The 16,060-nt window shown below is 69.6% G+C and carries 14 protein-coding genes; 5 read left to right on the top strand and 9 right to left on the bottom strand.

What is annotated here, in order from left to right; all coding sequences use genetic code 11:
• Positions 1-9: 9 nt before the first annotated feature.
• The 5 genes from AC1RTC_RS06630 to aroA form a co-directional block, all read right to left on the bottom strand.
• Positions 10-489, bottom strand: a complete 480-nt coding sequence (locus AC1RTC_RS06630; protein ID WP_493154687.1) for a septum formation family protein — start codon at positions 487-489, stop codon at positions 10-12.
• Positions 489-986 (bottom strand): septum formation family protein, encoded by a 498-nt coding sequence (locus AC1RTC_RS06625; RefSeq protein ID WP_493154686.1) that lies wholly within the window; start codon positions 984-986, stop codon positions 489-491. The genes AC1RTC_RS06630 and AC1RTC_RS06625 overlap by 1 nt, the downstream gene beginning before the upstream one ends.
• Positions 987-1,108: 122 nt before the next feature.
• A complete protein-coding gene (gene hisN / locus AC1RTC_RS06620) occupies positions 1,109-1,924 on the bottom strand; it encodes a histidinol-phosphatase (RefSeq protein ID WP_493154685.1) in 816 nt (271 codons plus the stop codon).
• Entirely contained in the window at positions 1,921-2,964 is a 1,044-nt protein-coding gene (gene rsgA, locus AC1RTC_RS06615) for a ribosome small subunit-dependent GTPase A (RefSeq protein ID WP_493154684.1), read from the bottom strand. The genes hisN and rsgA overlap by 4 nt, the downstream gene beginning before the upstream one ends.
• Complete coding sequence (gene aroA / locus AC1RTC_RS06610) at positions 2,961-4,304, bottom strand: 3-phosphoshikimate 1-carboxyvinyltransferase (RefSeq protein WP_493154683.1); 1,344 nt, start codon at positions 4,302-4,304, stop codon at positions 2,961-2,963. The genes rsgA and aroA overlap by 4 nt, the downstream gene beginning before the upstream one ends.
• 124 nt (positions 4,305-4,428) lie before the next feature.
• On the opposite strand from aroA, the gene AC1RTC_RS06605 reads away from it, so the two are divergent.
• Both AC1RTC_RS06605 and AC1RTC_RS06600 read left to right on the top strand, forming a co-directional pair.
• The gene (locus AC1RTC_RS06605; RefSeq protein WP_493154682.1) at positions 4,429-5,043 is read left to right on the top strand and encodes a sigma-70 family RNA polymerase sigma factor; all 615 of its coding nucleotides are present in this window, start codon (positions 4,429-4,431) and stop codon (positions 5,041-5,043) included.
• Positions 5,040-5,270, top strand: a complete 231-nt coding sequence (locus AC1RTC_RS06600; RefSeq protein ID WP_493154681.1) for an anti-sigma factor family protein — start codon at positions 5,040-5,042, stop codon at positions 5,268-5,270. The genes AC1RTC_RS06605 and AC1RTC_RS06600 overlap by 4 nt, the downstream gene beginning before the upstream one ends.
• 59 nt (positions 5,271-5,329) lie before the next feature.
• Here the strand turns inward: AC1RTC_RS06600 and AC1RTC_RS06595 are convergent, their stop codons facing one another.
• Positions 5,330-9,148, bottom strand: coding sequence for a multifunctional oxoglutarate decarboxylase/oxoglutarate dehydrogenase thiamine pyrophosphate-binding subunit/dihydrolipoyllysine-residue succinyltransferase subunit (locus tag AC1RTC_RS06595; protein WP_493154680.1), 3,819 nt, complete (start codon positions 9,146-9,148; stop codon positions 5,330-5,332).
• Positions 9,149-9,280: 132 nt separating this feature from the next.
• Here AC1RTC_RS06595 and guaB1 point away from each other — a divergent pair, with 132 nt between their 5' ends.
• Entirely contained in the window at positions 9,281-10,720 is a 1,440-nt protein-coding gene (gene guaB1, locus AC1RTC_RS06590) for a GMP reductase (RefSeq protein WP_493154679.1), read from the top strand.
• A gap of 77 nt (positions 10,721-10,797) precedes the next feature.
• Here guaB1 and AC1RTC_RS06585 read toward each other — a convergent pair whose 3' ends face one another.
• Positions 10,798-11,736, bottom strand: coding sequence for a hypothetical protein (locus AC1RTC_RS06585; protein WP_493154678.1), 939 nt, complete (start codon positions 11,734-11,736; stop codon positions 10,798-10,800).
• Positions 11,737-11,978: 242 nt separating this feature from the next.
• On the opposite strand from AC1RTC_RS06585, the gene AC1RTC_RS06580 reads away from it, so the two are divergent.
• Complete coding sequence (locus AC1RTC_RS06580) at positions 11,979-13,286, top strand: hemolysin family protein (protein ID WP_493154677.1); 1,308 nt, start codon at positions 11,979-11,981, stop codon at positions 13,284-13,286.
• Positions 13,286-14,326, top strand: coding sequence for a hemolysin family protein (locus AC1RTC_RS06575; protein WP_493154676.1), 1,041 nt, complete (start codon positions 13,286-13,288; stop codon positions 14,324-14,326). The genes AC1RTC_RS06580 and AC1RTC_RS06575 overlap by 1 nt, the downstream gene beginning before the upstream one ends.
• Here AC1RTC_RS06575 and AC1RTC_RS06570 read toward each other — a convergent pair.
• Both AC1RTC_RS06570 and AC1RTC_RS06565 read right to left on the bottom strand, forming a co-directional pair.
• On the bottom strand, positions 14,323-15,438 hold the full coding sequence (locus AC1RTC_RS06570) for an NADH:flavin oxidoreductase/NADH oxidase (protein ID WP_493154675.1): 1,116 nt from the start codon (positions 15,436-15,438) through the stop codon (positions 14,323-14,325). The two genes, AC1RTC_RS06575 and AC1RTC_RS06570, sit on opposite strands and share 4 nt — an antisense overlap.
• Positions 15,435-16,052, bottom strand: a complete 618-nt coding sequence (locus tag AC1RTC_RS06565) for an HAD family hydrolase (RefSeq protein ID WP_493154674.1) — start codon at positions 16,050-16,052, stop codon at positions 15,435-15,437. The genes AC1RTC_RS06570 and AC1RTC_RS06565 overlap by 4 nt, the downstream gene beginning before the upstream one ends.
• Positions 16,053-16,060: the final 8 nt, after the last annotated feature.

The raw sequence follows: 16,060 nt of genomic DNA, 5'->3' as shown, positions 1-16,060 counted from the left end.
AGGGTCCCGCTAGCGGGCGGCACCCTCCAGGGTGCCCGTGACCCGCTCACCCGGATCTACGATCAGGCAGAGGATGCGCCGGTCGCCGCCGGCCCAGCTGCCGGCGGTCGGGAAGTAGTAGGCGTAGTCGAGCGCGGAGCTCGCGTAGTCGATCCCGGCGAACGCCGCGAAAGCCTCGGTGCAGCCCTCCTGGGCGCTGGACTTCACGCTGTCGTCACCGGGGAAGCTGCCGTCATCCAGTGCGATCGTCGCGTAGGCCTCGCTGTCGTGCTCGAGCGAGCAGTCGACGACCGGGACGGACTTGGTGATGCCCGGCTTGCCGTGCGTGTCGAGGCAGTCGCCCACGGCCAGGTCGAGAACGTCGACCTCCGGCGGCCCGGTGGGCGTCGGGCTGGGCGCACCGCCCGCGCCGCCGAGGGCCGTGCAGCCGGCGAGCAGGATGCTCGAGGCCAGCAGTGCCACTGCGGCGGCGGGGCGGTGGGCGGTCACTACTTGTTGATGCCCTTGATGCTGCCCGTGATCTGGCTCAGGTCGTCGGAGTACGCGACGCACAGGATCTCGCGGTCGCCGGCCTCCCAGCTCGACTCGGTCGGGTAGTAGTAGCTGTAGGTGTACGCCGAGTCGGCGTCAGCCAGGCCGACGAAGCTGGTGAACTGCGGCTCGCAGATGCCCTCGGCGGAGGACACGATCGAGTCCTGGCCCGGGAAGTCGCTGTCGGTGAGGTCCTCCGCGTAGTAGGCCTCGCTGTCGTGCGCCTCGGCGCAGTCGACGATCGGGACCGTGCTGACCTCTTCGCTCACGTCCGCGTCGTTGAGGCAGTCGCCGACCTCGATGCTGAAGACGTCGTCCCCCTCGTCCGTGCCCGTGTCACCGCCGTTGCTGCTGTTGCCGCCGGGCAGGAGGCTGCAGCCTGCCAGAACGAGGCTCGCGGCCCCAACCGCGAGTAGTGCGACGAAACGAGCTGCTGTGGTGCTTGTGGTTGCCATTGCCAGATTTTCCTCTCTCAAGGTCCCCGATTCGGTTCAGGTCCAAGCCTGAGCCTAGCGAATCCGCGTACCCCCATTGGGGGTACAACTCGCCCTGAACCGATATATGGTCATACGTTCGGTCAAGCGCTTTTCTTGGGGGAGAGGGCCGTCAGGGCGGCGTCGTGCAGCAGTCCGTTCGTCGCGAGCGCGCTCCCGCTCCACGGGCCGGCCTCGCCGTCCACCGAGGTGAACCGGCCGCCCGCCTCCTCGACGATCGGGATGAGCGCCGCCATGTCGTACGGCTTGAGGTCGAACTCCCCGACGATGTCGAGCGAGCCCTCCGCGAGGAGCATGTAGGCCCACATGTCGCCGATCGCACGGGAGCGCCACACCTGCCGGGTCAGCGCGATCACCTCGTCCAGCCGGCCGACCTCGTCCCACCCGCTGATGCTGTTGTAGCTGAGGGATGCGTCGGCGAGCTCGCCCACGCTGCTCACCCGCAGCGCTCGCTCCTCGTGGCCGGTGGCCTGGCCCCAGGCGCCGTGGCCCTTCGCCGCCCACCAGCGCTTGCCGAGGGCCGGAGCGCTCACCACGCCGACGACCGGCACGCCGTCCACGGCGAGCGAGATGAGGGTGCCCCAGATCGGCACGCCGCGCAGGAAGTTGGCGGTGCCGTCGATCGGGTCGATGATCCACTGGCGGCTGCCCGAGCCCTGGGTGCCGTACTCCTCGCCGAGGATGGAGTCGTTCGGCCGCGCCGCCTCGATGCCCGACCGGATGCTGCGCTCGACAGCCTGGTCGGCATCCGTCACCGGAGACCTGTCAGGCTTCGTCGTCACGACGAGGTCGAGGGCCTGGAACCTGTCCAGGGAGATGTGGTCGGCATTCGCAGCGAGGGCGAGGGCCAGGGCGAGGTCGTCTGCGGGGGAGTAGTTGAGTGGCGCTGTGTCAGTCACGATCCCAGAGTAGCGATGAGGCGCTGGAAGGATTCGAGCCGCTGGGCGCCCAGCTCCCCGAGCCTGCCCTCGGCCACGCCCTCGATGATCGCGCAGTCCGGTGCGTCGGGCAGGTGCGTGCAGCCGCGCGGGCAGTCCTCGGCGAGCTCGGCGAGGTCGGTGAACGACTTGAGGATGTTCGACGGGTCCACATGCCCGAGGCCGAACGACCGCACGCCGGGCGTATCGACGATCCAGCCCGTGCCGATGCGGTACGAGATGGTGGATGACGACGTGTGCCGGCCGCGCCCGGTGACATCGTTCACCCGGCCGACGGCGCGGTTCGCGTCGGGCACGAGGGCGTTCACGAGCGTCGACTTGCCCACCCCGGAGTGCCCCACTGCCACGGTCGTGTGCCCCTCGAGCAGCTCGCGCAGCTCGTCGACGGGCGGCTCGTCCGAGCGGCTCTGGATGACGCGGAAGCCGAGTCCCGCGAAGTTCGCGAGGAACTCCGCCGGGTCGGCCAGGTCGGTCTTCGTGACGACGAGGATCGGAGTGATGCCGGCGTCGTAGGCGGCCACCAGGTAGCGGTCGACGAGGCGCGGCCTCGGCTCGGGGTTGGCCGCGGCCACGACGATGAGCATCTGGTCGGCGTTGGCGACGATGATGCGCTCCACAGCGTCGGTGTCGTCGGCGCTGCGGCGCAGCAGGGTCGTGCGGGGCTGCACCCGCACGATGCGCGCGAGGCTGCCCTCGTCGCCGGAGGTGTCTCCCACGAGATCGACGTAGTCGCCCGCGACGACCGAGATGCGGCCCTCCTGGGTGCGCAGCTCGCGCGCCTTCGTGGCGATCAGCTGCCGCTCCTCCGGCGTGTTCTCGTCAACCCACACGCCGTACCGGCCGCGGTCGACGCTGAACACGCGTCCCGTCTTCGCGTCGGCGTGCTCCGGGCGGTTCTTGCTGCGCGGCTTGTTGCCCTTGGGGTTCGGCCTGACCTTCGCGGCCGACTCGTCGTACTCGGAGTACTCGCCGTCGTCCTCGTCGTCCGTCAGCCAGCTCATCCCAGCAACGCCGCCCAGAGCTCGGCGAACTGGGGGAGCGTCTTCGAGGTGGAGTCGATGTCGTCGACCTCGACTCCGGGAGTGGCGAGGCCGATGATCGCGCCGGCGGTCGCCATCCGGTGGTCCTCGTAAGCGTGCCAGAGGCCGCCCGTGAGTGCCGCGGGACGGATGATGAGCCCGTCGTCGGTCTCCGTGGCATCCCCGCCCAGCGCCGTGATCTCGGCGACGAGGGCCGCGAGGCGGTCGGTCTCGTGGCCGCGGAGGTGGGCGATCCCGGTGAGCACCGTCTCGGAGTCGGCGAGCGCGGCGACCGCGGCGACGGTGGGAGCCAGCTCGCTCGACTCGTCGAGGGTGATGCCGTGGATGCCCTGGCCGCCCTCCACGGTGAGGCTGGTGGGCGTCTGCGTCACCCGGCCGCCCATGTCGCGCAGGATTTCGGCCATGCGCGCGCCGACCTGCGTGGTGTGCTCCGGCCAGCCCTCCACGGTTACGGACCCGCCCGCGACGAGCGCGGCGGCGAGGAACGGCCCGGCGTTGGAGAGGTCGGGCTCGATGTCCACGTCGAGCGCCTGGATCTCGGACGGCGGGACGACCCACAGCCCGGGTTCGGGGTTCTCCACGACGACGCCCCGGGCCGCCAGGCAGGCGATGGTCATCTCGATGTGCGGGAGGCTCGGAAGGGTGTCTCCGGTGTGGCGCAGCCGCAGCCCGTGCTCGAAGCGGGGCGCGGCGAGAAGCAGCCCGGAGACGAACTGGCTCGAGGCGGAGGCGTCGATCTCGAGCTCGCCGCCGGCCACCGAGCCCGTACCGTACAGGCTGAAGGGCAGGGCGCCTCGCCCGTCGTCGCTCACGTCGACCCCGAGCGCCCGCAGCGAGTCGATGGTCGTGCGCATGGGCCGCTTGCGGGCCGCGGCATCCCCGTCGAACGCGACGGGCCCCAGGGCGAGCGCCGCGACGGGCGGCAGGAACCGCATGACCGTGCCGGCAAGGCCGGTGTCGATGGAGCCGCCGAACAGCTCGCCGGGCGTCACCAGCAGGTCGGGGCCGAACCCGCCGCTTCCCGGTACCTCCTCCACGGTCGTGCCGAGGGTGCGCAGCGCCTCGACCATCAGGGCGGTGTCGCGGGAGTGCAGCGGGGCGCGCAGCAGCGAGGGGCCGTTGGCGAGGGCGGCGAGCACGAGCTCTCGGTTCGTGAGGCTCTTCGACCCGGGCAGGCGCATCACGGTGCGGAGCGGCCCGGTGGCGACGGGCGCGGGCCAGGGCCCGCTGTCGGGCTCGGGCACGGGGTCGTCGTCGCCGTACGGGTTGAACTGGGGCTGGGCCGCCTTCGAAATCGCCATCGCACACCAGAGTACCGGCGGCTCCCGGAATAGCGGGGCCGCTGCGGTGGTTCACCCCAGCATGACTATGGTTCTCGAAGCACGGCCCGTGGGGGTGGCATCCGGCGACCTAGAATTGGCCCTGATGACTATCGACACGGTTCCCGAGGATGCAGCGGCCGCCAAGCGGGCGCTCTTCGAGGAGCAGGCACTTCCCTTCGCAGACCAGCTGTACGCCGCGGCCATGCGCATGACGCGCAACCCGGCGGACGCGGCGGACCTCGTGCAGGAGACGTTCGTCAAAGCCTTCCAGGCGTTCGCGCAGTTCCAGCAGGGCACGAACCTGAAGGCCTGGCTGTACCGCATCCAGACCAACACATTCATCAACAACTACCGCAAGAACCAGCGCAACCCCTACCAGGGCACCATCGACGACCTCGAGGACTGGCAGCTCGGCGGCGCCGAGTCGGTGACCCAGTCGACCTCGACCCGGTCGGCCGAGGCCGAGGCCATCGACCACCTGCCGGACAGCGCGGTCAAGGATGCCCTGCAGGCGATCCCGGAGGACTTCCGCCTGGCGGTCTACTTCGCCGACGTCGAGGGTTTCTCCTACCAGGAGATCGCCGACATCATGAAGACCCCCGTCGGCACCGTCATGAGCCGCCTCCACCGCGGCCGCCGGATGCTGCGGGAATCACTTGCCGACTACGCGCGCGACCGTGGGATCGTCGCGCCTTCCCCCACAGGAGCCCCGAAATGACCGACTGCGGATGCGACAAGGCCAAGGCCGAGCTCGAGGAGTACATCCACAACGAGTTGGCCAAGCAGGACGCCGCTGACGTCGCCGAGCACATGGCCAACTGCGAGGACTGCACCACCGAGCACCTCGTGGGCCTCACGCTGACCCTGAAGGTGCGCCAGGCGTGCCGCGAGACCGCTCCTGAGGAGCTGGTCGAGGCGATCCGGGCGCGGCTCGCGAACGCGTAGCTACTGCCTCCTGACACCGTTCTAGCGCTGCTGCGCTAGAACGGTGCACGGGGCTATCGCTAGAGCGCGAGCGCCCTCTCGATGAGGTCGGCCTGCTCCTGCGCGCTGCGCTTGGAGGAGCCCGTCGCCGGCGACGCCGAGGCGGGCCGCGAGGCGACCCGGATCGTGCGTCCCTTGAGGTGCTTCGCGAGCTCGAGGCAGATGAACGGCCAGGCGCCCTGGTTCTCGGGCTCGTCCTGCGTCCACACGAGGTCGGCGTTCGGGTACTGCTCGAGCGCGGCGTTCATCTCCTGGATGGGCAGCGGGTAGAACTGCTCCATGCGCACAACGGCGATGTCCTTCGACTCGCGCTTGTCGAGCTCGGCGACGATGTCGTAGTAGATCTTGCCGGCGGTGAGGATGACGCGCTTGACCGAGGCCTTGTCGGCACCGTCCACCGTCGCGAGGCGGACGTCGTCGAGCACCGGCTCGAAGCGGCCGTGCGTGAAGTCTGAGACCTCGCTCGTGGCTCCACGGAGGCGAAGCATCGACTTCGGTGTGAAGACGATGAGCGGCCGGCGCGGGCGGGCGTACGCCTGGCGGCGCAGCAGGTGGAAGTACGAGGCGGGAGTCGACGGGCGCGCGACGGTCATGTTGTTCTCGGCGCACATCTGCAGGAACCGCTCGATGCGGGCCGACGAGTGGTCAGGACCCTGGCCCTCGTAGCCGTGGGGCAGGAGCAGGACGACGCTGGAGCGCTGCCCCCACTTCTGCTCGCCGCTCGAGATGAACGTGTCGATGACGGTCTGGGCGCCGTCGGCGAAGTCGCCGAACTGGGCCTCCCAGAGCACAAGGGCGTCCGCGCGCTCCACCGAGTAGCCGTACTCGAAGCCCATGGCCGCGTACTCGCTGAGCAGGGAGTCGTAGATCCAGAGCCTGGCCTGGCCCTCGGCGAGGTTCGCGAGGGGCAGCCACTCCTGGCCGTTCTCCCGGTCGTGCAGCACCGCGTGGCGCTGCACGAAGGTGCCTCGGCGCGTGTCCTGTCCGACCATGCGGACGGGAGTGCCCTCGAGGAGCACCGACCCGAGGGCGAACAGCTCGCCCATCGCCCAGTCGACAGAGCCGCTGCGGCTCATCTCGACGCGCTTCTTGAGCAGCTGCTGGAGCTTCGGGTGCACGGTGAAGCCGGCGGGCGGGTTGTCGTGCGCGTCGCCGATCAGGTGGATGACCGCCTCGTCGACTCCCGTGGTGACGGGCTCGCCGACGGTCGCGTCCTGCTGCGACTCCGGCTTCTCGAGATCGGCGATGCTGTCGCCCGTGACGATCGGCATGGAGCCGGTCTGCGCCGCGTGGGTCTCGGCGAAGGCGCGCTCCAGGCTGTCCTGGAAGTCGCGGTGGCTCGCCTCGTACTCCTCCTGCGTGATGTCGCCGCGGCCGACGAGGGCCTCGGTGTACAGGGTGCGGACGGAGCGCTTCGCCTCGATGAGGTTGTACATCAGGGGCTGGGTCATCGAGGGGTCGTCGCCCTCGTTGTGGCCGCGCCGGCGGTAGCAGACCAGGTCGATCATGACGTCGCGGTGGAACTCCTGGCGGTACGCGAACGCGAGCTCGGCGACGCGCACCACGGCCTCGGGGTCGTCCCCGTTGACGTGGAAGATCGGCGCCTGGATGGTCTTCATGACGTCGGTCGAGTACGTCGAGGTGTGCGCCTCGGCGGGCGGGGTGGTGAACCCGACCTGGTTGTTGATGTTCACGTGCACGGTGCCGCCGGTGCGGTACGCGCGCAGCTGCGACATCTGGATGATCTCGACCACGATTCCCTGGCCGCTCATCGCGGCGTCGCCGTGCACCATGATCGGCAGCACCGTGAAGGAGCCGATGGGCCGGCGGTCCTGCTTGGCGCGGACGATGCCCTCGAGCACGCCGTCGACGGTCTCCAGGTGCGAGGGGTTCGCGGCGAGGTACACCGGGATGGTGCGGCCGTTGGCCCCGGTGAAGGTGCCCTCGGTGCCGAGGTGGTACTTCACGTCGCCGGATCCCTGCACGGTCTTCGGGTCTTGCGTGCCCTCGAACTCGCGGAAGATCTGGCCGTAGGTCTTGCCCGCGATGTTGGTGAGCACGCTCAGGCGGCCGCGGTGGGCCATGCCGATCGCGACCTCCTCGAGGTTCGCCTCCGCGGCCTTCTGGATGACGGCGTCGAGCAGGGCGATCGTGGACTCGCCGCCCTCCAGGCTGAAGCGCTTCTGGCCGACGTACTTGGTCTGCAGGAAGGTCTCGAAGGCCTCGGCCTCGTTGAGCTTGCCGAGGATGCGCATCTGCTCGTCGTGGCTGGGCTTGGCGTACTTCTGCTCGACGTGCTCCTGGATCCAGCGGCGCTGTGCAGGGTCGGCGATATGCATGTACTCGATGCCGATCGTGCGGCAGTAGGAGTCGCGGAGGACGCCGAGGATGTCGCGGAGCAGGGCCGTGCGCTTGCCGGCGAAGCCGCCCGTGACGAACTCGCGGTCGAGGTCCCAGAAGGTGAGGCCGTGGCTGGAGATGTCGAGGTCGGGGTGGGAGCGCTGGCGGTACTCGAGCGGGTCGGTGTCGGCCATGAGGTGGCCGCGCACGCGGAACGAGTTGATGAGCTCCTGCACGCGGGCGGTCTTGTCGACGTTGTCCGCGAGGTCGACCGAGATGTCGGACGCCCAGTGGATCGGGTCGTACGGGATGCGCAGTGCGGCGAAGATGTCCTCGTAGAAGTGGTGCTCGCCGATCAGGCGCTCGTGGATCTTCTTGAGGAACTCACCGGAACCGGCGCCCTGGATGACGCGGTGGTCGTAGGTGCTCGTGAGCGTGATGGTCTTGCCGATGGCGAGCTCGGCGAGGGTCTTCGGGCTCGCGCCCTGGTACTCGGCCGGGTACTCGAGCGCCCCGGCGCCGACGATCGTGCCCGCGCCGCGCATGAGACGGGGGACCGAGTGCTCGGTGCCGATCCCGCCCGGGTTCGTGAGCGAGATGGTGTTGCCGGCGTAGTCGGCGGCCGTGAGCTTGTTCGCGCGACCGCGCGCCACGACGTCCTCGTAGGCGACGAGGAACTCCGCGAAGCCCATGGTGTCGGCGCGCTTGATGCCGGGCACCACGAGGGCGCGGGAGCCGTCGGGCTTCGGGATGTCGATCGCGATGCCGAGGTTGATGTGGGCCGGGGTGACGACGGACGGCTTGCCGTCGACCTCGTCGTAGTACACGTTCTGGCTCGGGAACTCCTTGAGTGTGCCGACGATAGCCCACGCGATGAGGTGGGTGAACGAGACCTTTCCGCCGCGGGCGCGCTTGAGGTGGTTGTTGATTACGATGCGGTTGTCGATCATGAGCTTCGCCGGGATGGTGCGCACACTCGTCGCGGTCGGAACCGTGAGCGAGGCATCCATGTTCGCCGCGAGGCTCTTGGCGGCACCCTTGAGGGCGGCCACCTCGTCCTGCGCGTCGGCCGTCTCGGCGGCGACGGGGAGGGTGGCGGGGGCGTCCGCGGGGATGGGCTGGGGCTTGGCCTGCACGGAGGTAGTGCGCGCGACGGGCTGGCTGCCGGTCGTGGGTGCGGCGGTCTCGGGGGCTGCGGTCGCGGGTGCTGCGGTCTCGGGGGCTGCGGCGACCTCCTCGGGGATCTGCGCCTCACCGCCGACCTGCGCTTCGGGCGTGGGCTGCGCCGCCTCGGGGGCTGCCGTCGGGATCGTCTCGATCACGCCCGTGGGAGTGGGGTCTGTGCGGTGGTAGCTCTCGAGCGTGGGCCACCAGGACTGGTCGACCAGGTTCTTGTCCTTGAGGTACAGCTCGTACATCTCGTCAACGAGCCACTCGTTGGCTCCGAATTCGCCCGAGGAATCCCCGTCGGGTGCGATTCCGGTCACTTGGCTTGACACAGCCGACCGCCCACTTTCAGTTCACTTGGTGTTGAAATTCGTGGTGCGCCCGCCACTGGACACGCCTCATCAATCTTAAGGGTTCTTGCTGGACAACCGCTGGCGCGACCGGGGGACGCTAGCGTTAATTTCATGCGCTTTTATGAAACGTCGCCCGTGCACGACCTCACCTACTCCGATGTGTTCCTCGTGCCGTCCCGCTCCGCGGTGGGCAGCCGGCTGGATGTCTCGCTCGCGCCCCACGACGGCACCGCCGCCACCATCCCGATCGTCTCCGCCAACATGAACTCGGTGACGGGCCCGCGCCTGGCCGCGACCCTTGCCCGGCGGGGCGGACTCGGCGTCCTCCCGCAGGACCTGCACGCCCAGGACCTCGACGCGGCGATCCGCTGGGTGAAGCAGCAGCCCGTCGCCTTTGACGCTGCGCTCGACCTGCGCCCCGAGGAGACCGTCGCCTCCGCCCTCACCCAGCTGCCGGCCGTCGAGGGGCACGGCATCGTGCTGCACGACGAGCACGGGGCGTTCCTCGGGGTCATCCCCGCGGAGAGGCTGGCGACCGCGCTGCCGGGCGCGCGGCTCGGCGACCTGCTGGGCGGTGCGCTTACCTCGATCGACGTCGACGAGCTCGACGGCCCCCGCGCGGCGTTCGACCTGATGGTCGAGGCCGGCATCCAGTTCGCGCCGGTCCTGCACGACGGCAAGGTCGTCGGCACCCTCAGCCGCAAGGGCGCCCTGCGCTCGACCCTCTACCAGCCCGCGCTCGACGGACAGGGGCGGCTCTCAGTCGCCGCGGCGGTCGGCATCAACGGCGACCCCGCGGCAAAGGCGAAGGCGCTCGTGGATGCCGGCGCCGATGTCATCGTCATCGACACCGCCCACGGCCACCAGGACGGCATGGTGCGGGCGATCGCCGCGGTCGCCGACCTCGGCCTCGGAGTGCCCATCGTGGCGGGCAATGTCGTGACGGCCGATGCGGTCAACGACCTCGTAGGCGCCGGCGCGACCATCGTCAAGGTCGGCGTCGGACCCGGCGCGATGTGCACGACGCGCATGATGACCGCCGTGGGGCGGCCGCAGTTCTCGGCGGTGCTCGAGACCGCCGAGGCGGCGCGGTCCCTCGGGGCCCATGTCTGGGCGGACGGCGGGGTGCGCTACCCGAGAGACGTTGCTCTCGCGCTGGCGGCGGGTGCGGCATCCGTCATGATCGGCTCGTGGTTCGCCGGGACGATCGAGGCCCCCGGCACGCTGGCCGTCGACGAGAGCGGCCGCGCCTACAAGGAGAGCTGGGGGATGGCCTCCACCAAGGCGGTGCGTGAGCGCTTCGACAAGCTCGACGCCTACGAGCTCGCCCGAAAGACGCTCTTCGCGGAGGGCATCTCGAGCTCGAAGATCTACCTCGACCCGCTGCGCCCGTCACTGGAGGACCTGCTCGACATGATCACCTCGGGCGTGCGCAGCTCGCTCTCGTACGCCGGTGCGACGACGCTCGCCGAGTTCCACGACCGGGCCCTCGTGGGCATCCAGTCGGCAGCCGGGTACGAGGAGGGCAAGGCGCTGCCGGTCTCCTGGTAGCTCCGGATTCGCGGCGCTACAGGTTTTGCGTCGCGCTACAGCAGTTCCTGCCGCGCGACGCAGAATCTGTGGCCCGACTAAGGCCGTGGGCGGCTGGACGGTATTCCATCCCGCACGAGCCGGTCGTAGAACCTGCCAGGCGTGTACAGCTCGGCGGGCTCCCATCGCGAGAGTCTGCCGACCACCCGTCTCAGCTCGTTCTCCCGATTCTTCTCCGCGATCACGATGTCCTCCGGCCGCCTCCCGCGGAGGAACTCCTCGTCGCGGTACTTGCTGCGCCCATCGCACTCCCCGACGTGGTCGAACTGGCGCCAGTAGAAGTCCGCGTCCGCGTGTCCGCCCAGCGGAAGCGCGAACGAAACCTGGAGCTCGGGCTCCGGGAAACCGAGTTCACGGATCAGCACTCGGCTGTGAGACTCCTCTACGGAATCGGAGAGGTCGGTGGAGAACAGAGCCGCGGCCCGCAGTCGCGAAAGACGCGGTCCTCGTGCCACGGCCGCCAGCTCGAGGAGGTCGTCCTTGAGGACGAGGGGCTGTGGCGCCCTCTTGCGGTGAAGAGCGGAGTCCATCGCGGCGACGCCCTGGGCGAAGGGGAGCACGCGCGCGAGGTCGACGACAGTCTGCGCGGGGGTGGTCACGAGCATCCCCTCGAGCCGGGTTATCGCCACCCCGCTCAGACCGGTCGCGTGGCGGCGCACCTGCCCGGTCGACCGTCCCCCTGAGGCCCGCTCGATGATGACGTCCACGGCGGTGGGCCAGTCGCCCAGGATCCGGATTCCCCAGAGGGCTGCCGCCGCATGGTGCGAGAACACCACCTCCGCTCCCATTCTGCGTGCTGCAGCAGTCACGCGGGCGCGATGCCGGTCGAGGGGCTTGAGGGCAGCCCACTTCTCGCCATCGGCATAGGCTCCGGGGCCCACGCGAACGATCTCCCTCGTTCTCAGAGCGCGCTGAAGCTCGAGGTCGGTGCGCCCGAGGACGAGCTGTTCATCGCGGTAGAGAAGGTTGATCGTCACGTTCTCAGGCTGTGCAAGGTGGGTGTGCGACGGGGCCGGAGACTGGCATCCGTGGTCAGGATGACCGTTGCCCGGACGTGGAGGACTGGCGGGAACATCCGGCGCTGCAGGTTCTTGGTTGCGCCCCTGAAATTCCTGTGGCGCGGCGGGAAAGGTGTAGCGCGGCGGAGGATGGGGAATTCACAGGCTCAGTTTCGGTAGAGTTACTCGGATAATGGACGACCCTCCCAGTAGTAGCCGCCATGTATGAGCTGATCATGCTCGGGATCGGCTTGATCCTCACCGTGGGCACGGGGTTCTTCGTGGCCTCCGAGTTCGCCCTCGTCAACCTCGACCGGTCTGACCTCGAGGTGCGGCAGGAGCGCGGCGAGCGCGGCCTCGGAATGGTCATCTCCGCCCTGCGCCACACCTCGACCCACCTGTCGAGCGCGCAGCTCGGCATCACGATCACGACGCTGCTCACCGGCTACACACTGGAGCCGGCGTTCAGCGCGCTCCTCTCGCCGCTCCTCTCGGGCTTCCTACCGAAGGCGATGGTGTCGATCGTGGCGACCATCATCGCGATCGTGGTCGCGACCCTCCTGTCGATGATCATCGGCGAGCTCGTGCCGAAGAACCTGGCGCTGTCGCTCCCGCGCGCGATCGGCAAGGTCGTCATCCCGTTCCAGGTGGTGTTCACCGCCGTGTTCCGCCCCGCCGTCACGGTGCTCAACAGCAGCGCCAACGGCATCCTCCGCCTCGTCGGCATCGAGCCGAAGGAGGAGCTCTCGGGCGCCCGCACGGCGGAGGAGCTCACCTCGCTCGTGCGCCGCTCCGCGAGCGAGGGCAGCCTCGACCGCGACACCGCGACCCTCCTGGCCCGCACCCTCGCCTTCGCGGACCACACTGCGCAGGACGTCATGACCCCGCGGCCCCGCGTCGCGAGCATCGACCGCACCGACTCGGCGCAGGAAGTCATCGACCTCGCGCGCCGCACCGGGTTCTCCCGCTTCCCGGTGATCGACGACAGCATCGACGACGTGGTCGGCATCGTGCACGTCAAGCAGGCGGTCGCGGTCCCGCGCGAGAAGCGGGGGGATGTCCCGGTCTCCGCCCTCCAGTCGGACGCCCTGCGCGTGCCCGAGACCATGAAGCTCGACGGGCTCCTCGCCGAGCTCCGCGGCCGCGGCTACCAGATGGCCGTCGTGCTGGACGAGTACGGCGGCACCGCGGGCGTCGCGACCCTCGAGGACCTGGTGGAGGAGCTGGTCGGCGAGGTGTCCGACGAGCACGACAGGTCCAAGCCCGACGTGGTGCGCTCGCGCCTGTGGTTCACGTTCCCGGGCATCCTGCGCCCCGACGAGCTGCTCGAGCGCACCGGCGTGTCGGTGCCCGAGGAGGGCCCGTACGAGACCGTGGCCGGCTGGCTCATGAGCGAGCTCGGCAGACTTCCCGCGGTGGGGGACATCGTCGAGATCGATGGCGGTGTGTTCCGCATCGAGCGGCTCGAGGGCCGCCGGATCGACCGCGTGCGGTTCACCCCGACCATCGTCGAAGGCGAGGCCCGCTGATGGACGTCTGGGGAATCGTCTGGCTGTTCGTGCTGCTGCTCGTCAACGCCTTCTTCGTCGCGAGCGAGTTCGCCGTGATCTCGGCACGGCGCTCCCAGATCGAGCCCAGGGCGGAGGCAGGCTCGCGGTCTGCCAAGACCGCTCTGTGGGCGATGGAGCACGCCACGCTCATGCTCGCCGCCTGCCAGTTGGGCATCACCGTGGCATCCCTGCTCATCCTGAATGTCTCGGAGCCGGCGATCCACCACCTGCTCGAGATACCGCTGCACCTCACCGGCCTGCCCGAGGAGGTGATCGGCACGATCGCGTTCGTGATCACGCTGCTGCTCGTGTCGTTCCTGCACGTGGTGCTGGGCGAGATGGTGCCGAAGAACATCTCGTTCTCGGTGCCCGACCGGGCCGTGCTGATCCTCGCGCCGCCGCTGGTGTTCGTGGCGCGCGTGTTCAACCCGATCATCTTCGGCCTGAACGCGATCGCCAACGGCGTGCTGCGGCTGTTCCGCGTGACGCCGAAGAACGAGGCGAACAGCGTCTTCACGCTCGACGAGGTCGCGACGATCGTCGCCCAGTCGACTCGCGAGGGAGTGCTGACGGATGCCGGTGGCACCCTCAGTGCGGCGTTCGAGTTCACCTCCAAGAAGGTGCGCGACGTTGCCGTGGGCATGGCCTCGCTCGTCACGCTGCCCGAGGACGCGACACCCGCGGACGTCGAGCGGGCGGTCGCCCAGCGCGGCTTCTCGCGGTACATCCTGGTCGACGACGAGGGCGAGCCGACCGGCTACCTGCACCTCAAGGACGTCATCGACCTGGACGAGTCCGACGAGTTCGACGAGCCGGTGCCGCCGAAGCGCATCCGCCAGCTGATCTCGATATTCCGCGGCACCGACCTCGAGGACGCCCTCGCCACGATGCGCCGCTCCGGCGTGCACGTCGCGCGCGCGTTCGACGAGAACGGGGCTACCCGGGGTGTGCTGTTCCTCGAGGACATCATCGAGGAGCTGGTCGGAGAAGTGCAGGACGCGACGAGGCGCCGGCCCTAGGCCGCGCCCGTCACGGGCTTCTTGAGGGCATATTTGGCGCGCAGGTACTGCGGAGGGTAGTAGTCGAGGTCCACTCCGAGCTCCGCGGCCGCCCGCCACGCGAAGTGCGGGTTGCGCATCATCTCGCGGCCCATCATGACCGCGTCGGCCCGGCCGGACGCCACGACCTCCTCCGCTTGCTGTGCCTCCGTGATCAGCCCGACCGCGCTCACGGGCGCTTCGGCGGCATCCCGGACGAACTCGGCGAACGGCACCTGGTACCCCGGCCCCAGCGGGATCCGCACGCCGCTCACGAGGCCGCCGGTGGAGATGTCGAACAGGTCGGCGCCCGCCTCGAGCGCCCAGCCTGCGACGACGGCGGTCTGCTCCTGGTCCCAGCCGCCCAGCTCCTCCGGTGCCCAGTCGGTCGCCGAGAAGCGCACGAGCAGCGGGATGCCCGGGCCCACCGCATCGCGCACCGCACTGACCACCGCGAGCGCCAGCCGCGCGCGGTTCTCGAGCGATCCGCCGTACTCGTCGGTGCGCCGGTTCGACAGGGGCGACAGGAACTGGTGCAGCAGGTAGCCGTGCGCCGCGTGGATCTCGAGCAGCTCGAAGCCCGCGTCGACCGCCCGGTGGGCCGCCGCCACGAAGTCGTCGACCACGGCCTCGATCTCCTCGACGGAGAGTGCGCGCGGCGTCGCGTAGCCGGTGAAGGCGACAGCGGAGGGGGCGACGGGCTCCCAGCCGCCCTCCGCCTCCGGCACGGTTGCGCCGAAGCGCGGGTCGAAGTGCCGCCAGGTCGAGGCCTTCCGCCCGGCGTGGGCGAGCTGCATGCCGGGCACGGCGCCCTGAGACCTGATGAAGGCGGTGATGCGAGCCCAGGCATCCCGCTGCTCGCTGTTCCAGATGCCCGTGTCCTCGGGGCTGATGCGACCCTCGGGGCTCACCGCGGTCGCCTCGGTCATGACGAGGCCCGCGCCGCCGAGGGCGAACGAGCCGAGGTGCACGAGGTGCCAGTCGGTGGGCACGCCGTCGCGCTCCTCCACCGAGTACTGGCAGAGGGGCGCCACCCAGAGGCGGTTGCGGAACGTGGTGCCGCGCAGGGTCAGCGGCGTGAAGAGCGTGCTCATGACTGAAGGGAACGCAGGAACCCGTCCAGCCCTTCCACGCCCGTGAAGTGGTGGGCGGTCACGCCGAGAGCGGCCGCCGCGTCGGTGTTGGCCTGCTTGTTGTCGACGAACACCATGCGGTCGAGCGGGATGCCCAGCTCGGCGGCCACCTCGGAGTAGATCGCGGGGTCGGGCTTGATGGCGTCCATCTCGGCGCTGACGAACACGCGCTCGAAGAACTGGGCCATCGGGGAGCGGCGGAACGGGCTCGAGAAGTCGAACCCGGCGTTGGAGAGGATCGCGAGGCGCGTGCCGCCCTCGTGCAGCTCCTCGATGAGGTCGAGAGTGCCTGGCTCCACGCTCCACCAGCTGCGGAAGTCGGCGATCCACAGCTCGTGCACCCGGGAGGCCTTCCACGTCACGCCGAGATCGGCGGCGACGAGCCGCCAGTACTCCGGGATGCTCGTGGTGCCCTGGTCGAGGCCATCGCGGTGCGCCCAGTAGGCCTCCCAGAACTCGGCGTCGTGGCATCCCGAGATCGCGACCAGCGCCGCGCGGTCGGGATCGCTCGGCGTGCGGGAGATCACCTCGCCGTAGTCGAAGACGACAACACGGTCGGGGATGCTGATAGCCACGTGCCCAA

The organism is Rhodoglobus sp. GW821-FHT12B09 (assembly GCF_058809925.1).
This window is presented reverse-complemented; position numbering and strand designations above follow the sequence as displayed.

Excerpts from the sequence above, each read along its gene's own strand:
- AC1RTC_RS06625 (WP_493154686.1), bottom strand. The coding sequence starts at position 986 with ATGGCAACCACAAGCACCACAGCAGCTCGTTTCGTCGCACTACTCGCG.
- rsgA (WP_493154684.1), bottom strand. The coding sequence starts at position 2,964 with ATGAGCTGGCTGACGGACGACGAGGACGACGGCGAGTACTCCGAGTAC.
- aroA (WP_493154683.1), bottom strand. The coding sequence starts at position 4,304 with ATGGCGATTTCGAAGGCGGCCCAGCCCCAGTTCAACCCGTACGGCGAC.
- AC1RTC_RS06605 (WP_493154682.1), top strand. The coding sequence starts at position 4,429 with ATGACTATCGACACGGTTCCCGAGGATGCAGCGGCCGCCAAGCGGGCG.
- AC1RTC_RS06600 (WP_493154681.1), top strand. The coding sequence starts at position 5,040 with ATGACCGACTGCGGATGCGACAAGGCCAAGGCCGAGCTCGAGGAGTAC.
- guaB1 (WP_493154679.1), top strand. The coding sequence starts at position 9,281 with ATGCGCTTTTATGAAACGTCGCCCGTGCACGACCTCACCTACTCCGAT.
- AC1RTC_RS06580 (WP_493154677.1), top strand. The coding sequence starts at position 11,979 with ATGTATGAGCTGATCATGCTCGGGATCGGCTTGATCCTCACCGTGGGC.
- AC1RTC_RS06575 (WP_493154676.1), top strand. The coding sequence starts at position 13,286 with ATGGACGTCTGGGGAATCGTCTGGCTGTTCGTGCTGCTGCTCGTCAAC.
- AC1RTC_RS06570 (WP_493154675.1), bottom strand. The coding sequence starts at position 15,438 with ATGAGCACGCTCTTCACGCCGCTGACCCTGCGCGGCACCACGTTCCGC.